This is a genomic window from Luteolibacter algae (genome assembly GCF_042683045.1).
Classification (GTDB): Bacteria; Verrucomicrobiota; Verrucomicrobiia; order Verrucomicrobiales; family Akkermansiaceae; genus Luteolibacter; species Luteolibacter algae.
In genome coordinates this window covers 97,580-110,287 of the sequence record NZ_JBHUIT010000003.1, presented here as the reverse complement: position 1 = coordinate 110,287, position 12,708 = coordinate 97,580, and the positions used below count along the sequence as shown (strand labels likewise).

Below are 12,708 nucleotides of genomic sequence, written 5' to 3'. Positions count from 1 at the left end.
TTTCCCGGACAGATGCCTTGAATAAATCTGGGGATGCTTCACGTTTCCAGACTCATGAGGTGTCCTGCTTTGGTATTTTTCTTTTTTGCGGCGGCAATGCTGCCACAGATGCACGCGGAAACTGCTTCTGGGGCCGGAAACCCAGATAAAACGACCCAACTCCCCGGCTCTGACGGACAGGGAGCTGATATTGCTACACTAATTGCGGGCCTTTCGGATGATTCGTTCCAAAAGAGAGAGGAAGCCACCAGGGAATTGTGGAAAATAGGTAGCTTGGCAATCCCGGCACTGCGGGACGCTGCGAATTCGGATGATCCGGAAATTTCGCTCAGAGCAACCGATATATTGGAAAAGGTGGAGCTAAAGATCACGCCGGAGACTCCGGATGACATTCTTCAACTGATACAGAAATACCGGGAGGCATCCCAGAACCAGAAATCGAACTACCTCAGTCTTCTCAAACGCAAAGGCGCTTTTTTCCAGGTTCTCAAGCTCTATAGCATGGAACGTCCGGAGCTGAAAATGTCTTTGGCCTCCAGCATACTCGGTGTGGCAATTTCCGGTGCGCGGGAGTCTTTGATTGATGGCGATGCCAATTCCGCGATCGAGCTACTGAGGATTTCTGCCGGAAACCACAATGATTTGATGGCACTGGCATGTGTTTACCGAAATTCCGGATTGTTGGATGAGCAACTGGAGAATCTCGATCCGCCCGAGAACGTTCCGACGGAAGTGTGGAAGAGTATATTGCTTCAGGCGAAAGGGGATCTTGAGGAGATCATCGCTTATGCAAAGGCGACGGATCAGGTGCAGTTGTTAGCGGCGATGAGAGTGTTGTCGGGCGATCCTGTGCTATGGCTTGAGCAAAACGGTCTGGGTGATGATCGCCAGCAGGCTCCCGAAGCTTATACGGCTGTTGCTCTGAAGCGTTGGAAAGGAAAGACGGTTAGGAAATCGGATCTGACGCCACTTGAGGCAATGTTGGAATCCGGAAATATCGAGGAAAAAGCCCACGGAATATCCGCGTTGGCCTCGTTGGGGATTTTACCGGCGCTTGAAAGAATAGAGGCAAAGGATAGTCCCAGCACGGCCTTTGCCTACTTTCTTTCGCAGGAAAGGATTCCAGAGGCACTGGAAGCTCTGGGGCTTGATCCGGAGATGCCTGATTTCGAGGGATGGGTAGCAAAACGATTCGAGCTTCTGACAGGCGATGAGGATCGCCACGAACTCAGTTTGTCAGCTGAAGACGAGCTTTTGCTGCTGGCAGGTTTTCTGGAGCGGAGGGGACTGCATGAAGGGCTTTCAAAATCGTATGGCAAAAGGCTGAGCAAGTATGCCCAAGACAATCAAAATCACTTTCTTGATTTCTTGCGTAACCTGTTCGATCCGAAAAGCGGTGCCCCGGAATTTGCCGCAAGAGCTGCTGCGGAGTGGGCGGGGGAGGATAAGGCCCGTTGGGAGGAGATCCTGATCGTGGCATGTGGAGAGGAAGAGATTACAGAAAAGTGGCTGGGGATGTTGGCAGCGATTGAGCCGGATCTAACAGGAAAGGATTTATTGAACGTAGCGATGGCACTTTTCCAGATCAGCAACAGTCCGGGAGGATTGAGAGAAGAGTGGCTGGGAAAAGCTTGGAACTTTTTGGAGACGCTCGATGATGTCAGTAGAAGAGAATACATCCAGGCGATCAGAATCCTATGCGTCGACCAAGGTGACGTGGAAAATGCCCTGAAGGCTTGGGACAGATTGAGCCCCGAGGAAAAATCGAGCTCCATGTGGGGCTCCATCGACAAATACCTTAGTGCGGCCGGCCGGTGGCAGGACGCGGCGGAGATTCTCAGAAAAAATGAGTCAAAACGGATTAGCCGCTCACCGGAAATCCACGCATACCTGGCTGTGAACTTGCGGCGAGCGGGGATGGAAAAGGAAGCGAAAATCCATGATCAATGGGCTGAAAAGCTAGCTCTGGGGTATTCCGCCAGCTACACCAGAATCGCGGCCTACTATTCCTATGGCGGGGATCATGTCCGCGCTGCCGAGTGGTCCCGGAAAGCAGTCATTCAGGCGGATGTCCATGACGGAGATTTCGTCAACACTTTGGACGGTTATGCCTCCGCGATGTTTCAGGGTAAAGATTGGCGAATTGCCGCTTCATGCTACGAAGCCTTGGTGCAGGTTTACGCGGCGCAGGAATATGTGGAAGGCTCACTCCTTTCCTTTTCCAAGGCCCGGCTAAACGCGGACTTGGCCAAAGCTCTGGCGATTCTACCGCAGGATAAAAAAGGAGCGCTCGCACTGTTGAATCAAATCCACGCGAACTTTATGACAGATGGCGTGCTGGCGGATGACTTTTTCCCGTTGGTGCGTGAGGCGGGTCTATTGGAGGAACATAAAGTCTGGTTTGAAAAATCCTGGCAAAAAATTTCCGAAGTAGCGGAGAAATATCCAGCTTCGGATAATACCAGGAATACGGCGGCGTGGTATGCTTCGAGAGCTGGGTTACAGCTGGATGCTGCTCAGAAACTCCTGCAGGTAGCCATTGATCGATCCCCCGAGCAACCTGCGTATCTGGATACCATGGCGGAGATAAAATTCGCTCAAGGTGACCGATCTTCTGCCATCGCCTGGTCAGATAAGGCGGTAAAGTTTCAGCCACTGGACCCCATGATACGGCGCCAGAACGAACGCTTCAAATTCGATCCATTGCCGCAATAATCAGTCGGAGGAATTGGCAACTTAGGAGTTTGTGATTGTCTGGATTGCGAAATAACGGACATTTCACCTCAGATGAGTTCAGAAAACAGCGCAGAATCCATACGTATTCTTTTTCTTGGTGACATTGTCGGAGAGCCTGGGAGAAAGGCAGTCATCGGGGAATTATCAAAAATTAAAGAGGAACACGCTCTGGACTTCATTATCGTAAACGGGGAAAACTCCGCGGGCGGTAGGGGGATAACGCCACGTATATCGATTGATCTGTTACGGGCGGGTGCGGCGGTTATTACGACCGGAGATCACGTCTGGGATCAGCAGGAAATCGTCGATTATTTTCCTACAGAGCCGCGGTTGCTTCGTCCGATAAATTACCCGCAAGGAACTCCGGGGAATGGAAGTGTTGTGCTGACTACCGCGAAAGGGAAAGTCGCAGTCGTGCAGGCACAGGGAAGGAGCTTCATCCAGCCGCCATTGGAAAACCCATTTCTCGCTGTGGAAGCAGAAGTGGAGCGATTGCGCTCGCTTAATGTCAAAGTCATTGTGCTGGATTTCCATGCGGAGACCACTTCCGAGAAAATTGCGATGGGCCGGATGTTGGATGGGAAAGCCTCTTTGGTGGTGGGAACCCACACACATGTTCAGACAGCCGATGAAACGATTTTCCCCGGCGGGACAGGATTCCTTACCGATGCCGGGATGTGCGGGCCGGAGGAATCGATTCTGGGACGGTGCGTGGAATCCGTGGTATGGCGTTTCAAGTCTGGAATGCCTACGCGATTTCCAGTGGCTAAAGGCGATGTAAAGCTCTGCGGCGTGATAATTGACGCAGATACCGAGTCTGGAAAATGTTTACGGATCGAAAGATTCGAGAGAAAAGTTTCAAATTCGGCCGAAAATGAAGCTTCACCTGCTGCTGGGAAGTCGGTAAAATAAAGGGTTTCAGATAAAGTGAGAAAAGTAACATAATTTTTTTGACAGAGTTCCGCTAATTGTTACTGTCCCGCCGCTCTTCCCCACAGCATGTCAGGGGTGCCGCGCCCAGTCCGGGTTAACGTGACAGGTCGCGGTTCTTTTGTCGGTAGCAGGAAGGGTAAAATAATCCAGTTTGCTCGTGTAGCTCAGGGGTAGAGCGCATCCTTGGTAAGGATGAGGTCGGGGGTTCAATTCCCCCCACGAGCTCCAGGATACATAAGTAAAACTCTCAAACGTCTCAGCGAAACCACAACCACAATGGCCAAAGAAACATTCCAACGCAACAAGCCGCACGTAAACATCGGCACAATCGGTCACGTCGACCACGGCAAAACAACTCTCACTGCAGCGATCACAAATACGCTTGCTGAAAAAGGTTTCGCCAAAAAGCAAAGCTATGCAGATATCGACGCTGCTCCCGAAGAGCGTGAGCGTGGTATCACGATCAACACAGCGCACGTTGAGTATGAGACCGATAAGCGTCACTATGCTCACGTTGATTGCCCAGGACACGCCGACTATGTTAAAAACATGATCACCGGTGCGGCTCAGATGGATGGTGCGATTCTTGTTTGCTCCGCTGCTGACGGCCCAATGCCACAAACACGTGAGCACATCCTTCTTGCTCGTCAGGTTGGTGTTCCTGCTCTCGTTGTTTTCATGAACAAGGTTGATCTTGTTGATGATGAAGAGCTTCTTGAGCTCGTTGAAATGGAGATCCGTGATCTTCTTTCTTCCTATGATTTCCCAGGTGACGACATTCCTATCGTTGCTGGTTCCGCTGTGAAGGCTCTCGAAGGAGATGCGACTCACATGGCGAACGTAATGAAGCTTATGGATGCGGTTGACTCCTACATTCCTGAGCCAGAGCGTCCAATCGACAAGACTTTCCTTATGCCTATCGAGGACGTGTTCTCGATTGAAGGACGTGGAACAGTTTGCACCGGTCGTGTAGAGCGCGGTATCATCCATAAAATGGAAGAAGTAGAGATCGTTGGTATCCGCGATACTCAGAAAACCACAGTTACAGATATCGAAATGTTCCGTAAGCTTCTTGATGAAGGTCGCGCAGGGGACAACGTTGGTCTTCTTGTTCGTGGTTTGAAAAAGGATCAGGTAGAGCGCGGCCAGGTTATGGCTAAGCCAGGCACTGTAAAAGGCCACACTATCTTCAAGTCCGAGATCTATGTTCTTTCCAAGGAAGAAGGTGGTCGTCACACTCCATTCTTCTCGAACTATCGTCCACAGTTCTACTTCCGCACAACAGACGTGACAGGCAGCATCAAGCTTCCTGAGGGAGTCGAAATGGTTATGCCAGGCGATAACATCAGCCTCGAAGTTGAGCTGATCAGCCCTATCGCTATGGAGCCAACCATGCGCTTCGCGATCCGCGAAGGTGGCCGCACTGTAGGTGCAGGTCGCGTCGGTGAAATCGTCAAATAATTCAATTATTGGTTTACTAGCTGACCACGTCTGCTAGTAAACCCAGACTTACGGGGCACTCCAAGTCGGAGTGCCCTTAAGTCGCCCCTAAATATCTCATTTATCTAACACGTCAGTAGCTCAATTGGTAGAGCATCGGTCTCCAAAACCGAGGGTTGCGGGTTCAAGTCCCTCCTGGCGTGCCATTCTTTTCTTGTTCTTCTTTTTCATTCCATGCTTACCAAAATCACAGGCTTCATCGGCGAGGTAAAAGGTGAACTCCGCAAAGCAAGCTGGCCATGGGAATCAGATCCCAAAGTCAAGGGCTTTAAAAAATATAAAGAGCTTATCGACTCGACCGTAGTGGTCTTGATCGCGGTAATTCTTTTGGCTGGTTTCGTCCAGTTTTGGGACTTTGTTCAAGTTCTCATCGTTGGTTTCCTTACGGAGATCTTCCGCTAATTTTCATTTTTATACACATTTCAGCCAAACTTAGATCCTAATGCCCAACGCTAAAGATTACAAAGACCAGTGGTATGTCGTCCAGGTTCTTTCGGGAATGGAAGGCAAAGTGCGTGATCGTATTGCGCGCCAGGTCGAGGCAGAGGAGATGCAGGACTATATCCGTGAAGTGCTCGTTCCAACGGAGGTTGTTTCCGAGATCAAACGCGGTAAAAAAACCGAAACGAAGAAGAAATTCTTTCCCGGATACATCATCGTGAACATGTATCTCGCTACCGAAGATAACCAGCTTGTCGAGAAGACCTGGTTTTTCATCAAAGAGATGGACGGAGTGATCGGTTTCGCTGGAACAAAAGATCGTCCTGCTCCAATGCGTCCGCGTGAGGTGGAGGCTATGCTTTCACAGATCCAGGAGCGGGAAGAGGTTGTCCGTCCGGCAATTTCCTTTGAAGTCGGTGATACCGTAAAGGTAGCGGATGGTCCATTCCAATCCCAAAACGGTGTGGTCGAAGAGATCGATCCTGAGCGTGGCAAACTACGTGTCTCCGTAACTATCTTTGGCCGTAGCACACCGGTCGAGCTGGAATACTGGCAAGTCGAACGCGAGTGATTTCTATCTCGGTTAATTTCAATAATTTAGCATCTCTACCCAATTAATATATCATGGCCAAGGAAGTCGTAAAAATCATCAAACTCCAGATCAATGCTGGAGCCGCCAACCCGTCCCCACCAGTAGGTCCTGCCCTCGGTCAAGCGGGTGTCAACATCATGGCGTTCTGCAAAGAATTCAACGCCGCTACACAAGCACAGTCCGGTGACGTTCTTCCGGTTGTTATTTCCGTCTACAAGGACAAGTCCTTTACCTTTGTTACAAAACGCCCACCTGCAGGTAACCTTTTGAAGAAAGCTGCAGGTCTCGCTTCTGGTTCGGGAGAGCCTAACAAGAAAAAAGTCGGCACTATCACAAAGGCAAAGCTGATGGAAGTTGTAAACATCAAGATGCCTGACCTCAATACCAAGGATCCTGAAGCCGCTGCGCGTATTCTCGCTGGCACAGCACGCCAAATGGGACTTGAAGTCGAGGGGATGTAAGTCTATCTCCGCTCCGTTCTTGGACGGAGCACCCGCAAGAGGGTGGAATGTATCCATCCGTTATCACTGCAAACCACTAAAATAATGTCAAAAAAACATAGCAAGCGCTACAATAAGGCTGCCGAGATCGTCGGTTCCGGCAAATCGTTCTCACTCGTAGAAGCGATCAGCACTGTCAAAAAACTTCCTGCCCCGAAGTTCGTTCCTACTGTAACCCTTTCCTTCCGTCTTGGAGTTGATCCACGGAAGAGCGACCAAATGGTCCGTGGCTCGGTTTCTCTCCCTCACGGAACAGGTAAGAATGTCCGGGTGGTAGTATTTGCCCAAGGCGCTGCTGCCGAAGCTGCTGTTGCAGCTGGCGCTGAGCACGTTGGTTACGAGGATCTTATCAAAAAAGTCCAGGAAGGATTTGTCGATTTCGACTCAGCAATCGCAACGCCAGACGCCATGGCGGAAGTTCGTAAGATTGCTCGGGTTCTCGGTCCCCGCGGTCTCATGCCGAACCCGAAGACCGGCACTGTTACCGATGATGTAGCGAAAGCTGTCAAAGAAGTTAAGGCTGGTCGTATTGACTACAAGCTCGACAAGAACGGCAATATTTCAGGCGCGATCGGCAAAGCTGATTTCGACGAAAAACAACTCGAGGATAACGCCCGTGCTTTCGTGGAAAGCGTAGTTCGCGCCAAGCCTGCATCCGCTAAAGGCAACTACGTTCAAGCAGTGACACTTGCTGCATCTATGCTTCCGGGCCTTCCTCTTGAAGCTGCCACCTACGCAACCAAAGCATCTGCATAACCCCAGCACGCAACGAAAATGAATCCAGATAAACAAATCATCATCAACAGCCTGCTGGCGCGCGTTAACGATTCCCCGTATGTAATCGTTATCGACTACACAGGCTTGACCGTTCCCCAGTTCAGTGAGCTTCGCAATCGCCTTAGTGACGGCGGCGCAAAATGCACAGTAGCCAAGAATAGCTATATGCGTAAGGCGCTCACCGAAGCCGGCCTTCCGGATATCGGTGCCGAGCTGGTCGGGCAGACTGCCTTTGTCACTGGCGATGCAGAAGTCTTCTCTGCTGCAAAGGTTTTGAAGAGCTTCCAGAAGGAATTCAAGAAGCCTGAAATGAAGGTAGGTATTCTTGGCGAAGAGATTTTGGATAACACCAAACTACTCGCGATTGCTGAAATTCCATCCCGCGAAGCGGTTCTTTCCCAGCTTCTTGGCCTCATCAACGAGCCAGCTACCCGTATCGCGCGTATCCTTCTCGAAAAATTCGATCCGGAACGCGAACACTTCAAATCTGCTGAGGCAGATTCCGAGGAAACTGCGGAAGCCGCTGCTGAGTAATTAGAAAACAATCTGAACTGATAGCCTGTCGCGCCTCCACGCAATGGCTTGATTAACAATGGTTCCTCGTCGGTTTCCCAGCTGGGAAATTGAAATCTCCGGAAGCTCCGGAGGCGACGATACCGCAAAGGAGAAAATACATGTCAAATATTGCAAACCTCGTAGAAGAACTCGGCAAACTTACCGTTCTGGAAGCTGTCGACCTCGTTAAACAACTCGAAGAAACCTGGGGTGTCTCCGCTGCTGCTGCCGTAGCTGCTGGCCCTGCTGCTGCTGCTGGCCCTGCCGAAGCTGCTGAAGAGAAAACAGAATTCGACGTAGTTATCGTAGATTGTGGATCCAACAAGATCGCTGTTATTAAGGCAGTGCGTGAAGTGGCTCCAGGTCTCGGCCTTGCTGACGCTAAGAAGCTTGTTGAAAGCGCACCTGCCAACGTCCTCGAGGGCGCTGCCAAGGAAGCTGCCGAAGAAGCCAAGAAAAAGCTCGAAGCAGCTGGCGCAAAAATCGAACTCAAGTAATTCGTTACGGATTTCGCCCGGGGCGGTATTACCGCTCCGGGTATTTCCATCTTTATATTTCTCATCACTTGCAAATCGGAAACGACGCGTGATACTACCTATACCGCAGTGTTACGCGTCGCTTTCGCTCATTTGTTCCAATCGTCCATCTCCTGATCTCAATTCCGCCCGCGCCATAACCGGCCCGGGCTCAAACTCGTAACACCAATACCACCGCACACCATGGCTGAACGTCTCTATTTCGGTAAATTTGAAGAGGTCATTGACCCGCCTAACCTCATTGAAGTCCAGAGCAGGTCTTACGACGAATTCCTTCAAAAGGATGTCTCCCCGGGAGATCGCTCTGACACTGGTCTCCAAGCTGTATTTCGGGAAGTTTTCCCAATCAAATCCTATGATGAGGCAATCGAACTAGATTTCGTTTCCTACGACATCGAAGATCCGAAAATCACTTCTCTCGAGTCTCTTCGCAACAGTGAATCTTTCTCGGCTGCGCTCTATGTAACCTTCAAACTCAAGGATGAAACCGGCACCAAAAAGGAGCGGGTTTATATGGGTGAGTTGCCAATGATGACACGTCGCGGGACGTTCATTATCAATGGTGCCGAGCGTGTTATTGTTTCCCAGCTTCATCGTTCTCCTGGTATTTGCTTTGAGACTTCCCAACACCTTAACGGGAAGATGCTGCACTCGTTCCGCATTATTCCGGACCGCGGGTCATGGCTGGAAGTCCAGTTCGATACCAACGATCTTCTTTACGTTTATCTCGATCGCCGTCGCCGGAGAAGAAAATTCCTTGCGACCACTTTCCTTCGCGTTCTCGGCTATCCGACCGATCGCGATATCGTGAGCCATTTCTATTCGATCGAGAATCTCGCATTGAACAGCAAGATGGACGAGGCGGAATTAGGCCACAAGGTTCCATTTGAAGATATCCTTGATGGCGAGCTAGTCATCGCGAAGGCATATGAGCCGCTCACCGCTGGCATCGTAAAGCAACTTCTTGCCCTTGGTCATAAGAAATTGGAAGTGATTGACGGCCGTGAGGACGAAATTCTCCTTAAATCCCTTCGTAAGGATCCGGCAAAGGATGAAGAATCCGCGCTCAAAGATATCTATCGCAAGCTACGTCCGGGCGATCCTCCGACAGCTTCGAATGCAAGAGCACTCCTGAAGCGTCTCTTTTTCGATGCCAAAAAATATGATCTCACACGCGTCGGACGTTACAAGATCAACCAGAAGCTCGGTATCGGCGTGGATTCCGATCAACGGATTATGGTTCCCGAGGATTTCCTTGCGGCCGTTCGTTATATCCTCAAACTGAAAAAAGGTGAGGGCGTCATCGATGACATCGATCACCTTGGTTCCCGCCGCGTTCGCGCAGTTGGCGAACTTCTTGCAAACCAGTGCCGCGTGGGTCTGGCTCGCACAGAGCGTTTGGTGAAGGAGCGTATGACCCTTTTCGATGTGAATATCGAAGGCATGACCCCTCAGAAACTGATCAACCCCAAGGCACTCTCTGCGGTTGTTCGCGATTTCTTCGGGCGCTCCCAGTTGTCACAGTTCATGGACCAGACCAACCCTCTGGCGGAGCTGACTCACAAACGTCGTCTTTCAGCCCTCGGACCTGGCGGTCTGAACCGGGATCGCGCTGGCTTTGAGGTGCGGGACGTTCATCCTTCCCACTATGGCCGTATCTGCCCGATTGAGACTCCGGAAGGTCCGAACATCGGTCTTATCAACTCGATGTGCACCTATGCCCGGATCAATGAGTTTGGTTTCATCGAAACTCCATACCGCAAGGTTAAAGATGGAATCGTGACCAACGAGATTGAATACCTCACAGCGGACCAGGAGGAGAACTACCTCATCGCCCAGGCTTCAAACGTCATCGATAAGGATGGACGCTTCGATAATGAACGTATCGATGCTCGTGAGCGTGGAGAATTCATCGAGTCCACACCTGCCGAGGTTCATTACATGGACGTTTCGCCAAAGCAGCTGGTATCGGTAGCTGCGGGACTCATTCCATTCCTTGAACACGATGACGCCAACCGCGCTCTGATGGGTTCCAACATGCAACGCCAAGGCGTGCCTCTTCTTGTGTCCGAGTCTCCATTTGTTGGCACCGGTCTCGAAGGCAAAGCCGCCCGTGATTCCCGTGCAGTGGTGGTTTCCGAGGCAGACGGCATCGTAGCAGCAGCTACAGCCGAAATCATCATCACCAGTATCGATGGTAAACTGCCCGTATCTGATGAGAAATTCCTCAGCGAGCCGGAGTCTGTAAAAACGAACGTGACCAAAGGGATTTTCGCTTATCCGCTGCGTAAATTCATGCGTTCCAATGCAGGCACCTGCATCAACCAGAAACCTATCGTCAAAGTCGGTCAAAAGATCAAAAAGGGCCATGTCCTTGCCGATGGACCAAACACCGAAGACGGGGAACTCGCCATCGGTCGTAATGTTCTCGTAGCCTTCATGCCTTGGAACGGATATAACTTCGAGGATGCGATCGTGATCTCGGAGCGGGTTGTGAAAGACGATGTTTATACATCGATCCACATCTCAGAGTTTGACGTAGCGGCTAGAGACACAAAACTCGGACCGGAGGAAATCACCCGCGATATTCCAAACGTAGGTGAGGAAGCACTTCGCAACCTTGACCACGACGGTATCATCCGCATCGGTGCTGAGGTAAAACCAGGAGACATCCTCATTGGTAAGATCACTCCAAAGTCCGAGACCGAACTTGCGCCTGAAGAGCGTTTGCTGCGCGCGATCTTTGGTGAAAAAGCGGCTGACGTAAAAGACACCTCTCTGCGTGTGCCATCCGGCTGCACAGGTATTGTCCAGGACGTGCGCGTTTCCTCGCATGGTCTTGCCAAAAAACGCGCTGAAAAAGTCGATCCCGTAGAGCTCAAAAAGCATCTCAAGAAGATCAATGACGAGCATAAAAAGAAGGCGGATAAGCTGACTGACGATCTCACCGAAAAACTTTCGGATATTCTTCTCGGCGAAAAGATTCCTCTCGATGTCGTAAACGCGCAAACAGGTGAAATCATCATCCCTGCGAACCGCAAGATCACGAAGACTCTACTTCGCAAGCTTGCTTCGGTTCACGATCATATCGAAATCGATCCTTCCCCGATCCGTAATAAGATTGTCGAAATCATCAATTCTTTTGAAGGTCGCTTCCAGGAACTTGATACAGATCGTGAGCGTAAACTCGATCAACTCGAATCTGGTGACGATGTTGATCCAGGGGTTATCAAAGAGGTGAAGGTCTTCATCGCCGCCAAGCGTAAGCTTTCCGTGGGTGATAAGATGGCCGGTCGTCACGGTAACAAAGGTGTTGTCGCAACTATCGTTCCCGAAGAAGATATGCCTTTCCTTCACGATGGAACGCCAGTCGATATCTGTCTCAACCCGCTCGGTGTTCCTTCCCGGATGAACGTTGGTCAGGTTCTCGAAACCCACCTGGGTGTTGCCGCAAAAGCTCTTGGTTTCAAAGTCGCCACGCCGATTTTCGATGGAATCAAAGAGGATATCATCTGGAATTTCATGTCGGAGGCCAAAAAGGTCGACGGTGTAAAAATGATCGGTGGTGGGGAGAAGGCACGCGAGCGCCTTCCCGGCGAGCCGGAAACTCCCGGCTATACCTGGATTGGTGACGGCAAAGATGGAAGCGTAGCTGGTAAATCCACACTCTACGATGGCCGCACCGGTGAGGCATTCCATAACCCAATCGTTGTAGGATACATCTACATGTTGAAACTGGGTCACTTGGTCGCAGACAAAATTCACGCACGTGCTGTCGGTCCATACTCACTCGTTACCCAGCAGCCACTCGGTGGTAAGGCCCAATACGGTGGCCAGCGTTTCGGGGAAATGGAGGTGTGGGCATTGGAAGCATATGGTGCCGCTTATACCTTGCAGGAAATCCTGACGGTTAAGTCGGACGATGTCCAGGGACGCACACGCATCTACGAAGCGATCGTTAAGGGTGACAACAACCTGGAGGCCGGCACTCCGGAATCGTTCAACGTTCTAATCAAGGAAATGCAATCGCTTGGTCTCGATGTCCGTCCAGGACGCCAGGGCCAGACCAACCATGGATCCCCATTGGCTGGCGGTGGTATGGATGATTTCTCCCTCGATGACCTCACTCTGTAATTTT

Annotated in this window: 10 protein-coding genes and 2 tRNA genes; all 12 read left to right on the top strand. The window is 50.9% G+C overall.

The genetic code is table 11. The features are described from left to right. Positions 1-54: 54 nt before the first annotated feature. The 12 genes from ACFSSA_RS04790 (at position 55) to rpoB (ending at position 12,704) form a co-directional block, all read left to right on the top strand. Positions 55-2,715: a tetratricopeptide repeat protein gene (locus tag ACFSSA_RS04790; RefSeq protein ID WP_386818830.1), complete on the top strand. Its 2,661-nt coding sequence runs from the start codon at positions 55-57 to the stop codon at positions 2,713-2,715. Between the two features lie 72 nt (positions 2,716-2,787). Further along, positions 2,788-3,648, top strand: coding sequence for a TIGR00282 family metallophosphoesterase (locus ACFSSA_RS04785; RefSeq protein ID WP_386818828.1), 861 nt, complete (start codon positions 2,788-2,790; stop codon positions 3,646-3,648). A gap of 174 nt (positions 3,649-3,822) precedes the next feature. Then, positions 3,823-3,897: transfer RNA gene (locus ACFSSA_RS04780), tRNA-Thr, on the top strand. 48 nt (positions 3,898-3,945) lie between these two features. Then, positions 3,946-5,130: an elongation factor Tu gene (gene tuf, locus ACFSSA_RS04775; protein WP_386818826.1), complete on the top strand. Its 1,185-nt coding sequence runs from the start codon at positions 3,946-3,948 to the stop codon at positions 5,128-5,130. 109 nt (positions 5,131-5,239) lie between these two features. Further along, positions 5,240-5,315 (top strand) — tRNA-Trp (locus ACFSSA_RS04770). A gap of 28 nt (positions 5,316-5,343) precedes the next feature. Next, positions 5,344-5,571 carry a preprotein translocase subunit SecE gene (locus ACFSSA_RS04765; protein ID WP_386818824.1) on the top strand — a complete coding sequence of 76 codons (228 nt, stop codon included), beginning with the start codon at positions 5,344-5,346 and terminating at the stop codon, positions 5,569-5,571. Between the two features lie 40 nt (positions 5,572-5,611). Then, the gene (gene nusG / locus ACFSSA_RS04760; protein ID WP_386818822.1) at positions 5,612-6,181 is read left to right on the top strand and encodes a transcription termination/antitermination protein NusG; all 570 of its coding nucleotides are present in this window, start codon (positions 5,612-5,614) and stop codon (positions 6,179-6,181) included. Between the two features lie 53 nt (positions 6,182-6,234). Further along, on the top strand, positions 6,235-6,663 hold the full coding sequence (gene rplK, locus ACFSSA_RS04755; protein WP_386818820.1) for a 50S ribosomal protein L11: 429 nt from the start codon (positions 6,235-6,237) through the stop codon (positions 6,661-6,663). 84 nt (positions 6,664-6,747) lie between these two features. Next, entirely contained in the window at positions 6,748-7,458 is a 711-nt protein-coding gene (gene rplA, locus ACFSSA_RS04750; protein WP_386818818.1) for a 50S ribosomal protein L1, read from the top strand. An 18-nt stretch (positions 7,459-7,476) separates the two neighbouring features. Continuing rightward, positions 7,477-8,013 carry a 50S ribosomal protein L10 gene (gene rplJ / locus ACFSSA_RS04745; RefSeq protein ID WP_386818816.1) on the top strand — a complete coding sequence of 179 codons (537 nt, stop codon included), beginning with the start codon at positions 7,477-7,479 and terminating at the stop codon, positions 8,011-8,013. 140 nt (positions 8,014-8,153) lie between these two features. Further along, positions 8,154-8,531 (top strand): 50S ribosomal protein L7/L12, encoded by a 378-nt coding sequence (gene rplL / locus ACFSSA_RS04740; protein WP_386818815.1) that lies wholly within the window; start codon positions 8,154-8,156, stop codon positions 8,529-8,531. 222 nt (positions 8,532-8,753) lie between these two features. Beyond that, positions 8,754-12,704, top strand: a complete 3,951-nt coding sequence (rpoB, locus tag ACFSSA_RS04735; protein ID WP_386818813.1) for a DNA-directed RNA polymerase subunit beta — start codon at positions 8,754-8,756, stop codon at positions 12,702-12,704. Positions 12,705-12,708: the final 4 nt, after the last annotated feature.

What these genes read in the sequence shown, in the direction of transcription:
- ACFSSA_RS04765 (WP_386818824.1), top strand. Translation starts at nt 5,344, where the DNA reads ATGCTTACCAAAATCACAGGCTTCATCGGCGAGGTAAAAGGTGAACTC.
- rplJ (WP_386818816.1), top strand. Translation starts at nt 7,477, where the DNA reads ATGAATCCAGATAAACAAATCATCATCAACAGCCTGCTGGCGCGCGTT.
- ACFSSA_RS04785 (WP_386818828.1), top strand. Translation starts at nt 2,788, where the DNA reads ATGAGTTCAGAAAACAGCGCAGAATCCATACGTATTCTTTTTCTTGGT.
- rplL (WP_386818815.1), top strand. Translation starts at nt 8,154, where the DNA reads ATGTCAAATATTGCAAACCTCGTAGAAGAACTCGGCAAACTTACCGTT.
- ACFSSA_RS04790 (WP_386818830.1), top strand. Translation starts at nt 55, where the DNA reads ATGAGGTGTCCTGCTTTGGTATTTTTCTTTTTTGCGGCGGCAATGCTG.
- tuf (WP_386818826.1), top strand. Translation starts at nt 3,946, where the DNA reads ATGGCCAAAGAAACATTCCAACGCAACAAGCCGCACGTAAACATCGGC.
- rplK (WP_386818820.1), top strand. Translation starts at nt 6,235, where the DNA reads ATGGCCAAGGAAGTCGTAAAAATCATCAAACTCCAGATCAATGCTGGA.
- nusG (WP_386818822.1), top strand. Translation starts at nt 5,612, where the DNA reads ATGCCCAACGCTAAAGATTACAAAGACCAGTGGTATGTCGTCCAGGTT.
- rpoB (WP_386818813.1), top strand. Translation starts at nt 8,754, where the DNA reads ATGGCTGAACGTCTCTATTTCGGTAAATTTGAAGAGGTCATTGACCCG.
- rplA (WP_386818818.1), top strand. Translation starts at nt 6,748, where the DNA reads ATGTCAAAAAAACATAGCAAGCGCTACAATAAGGCTGCCGAGATCGTC.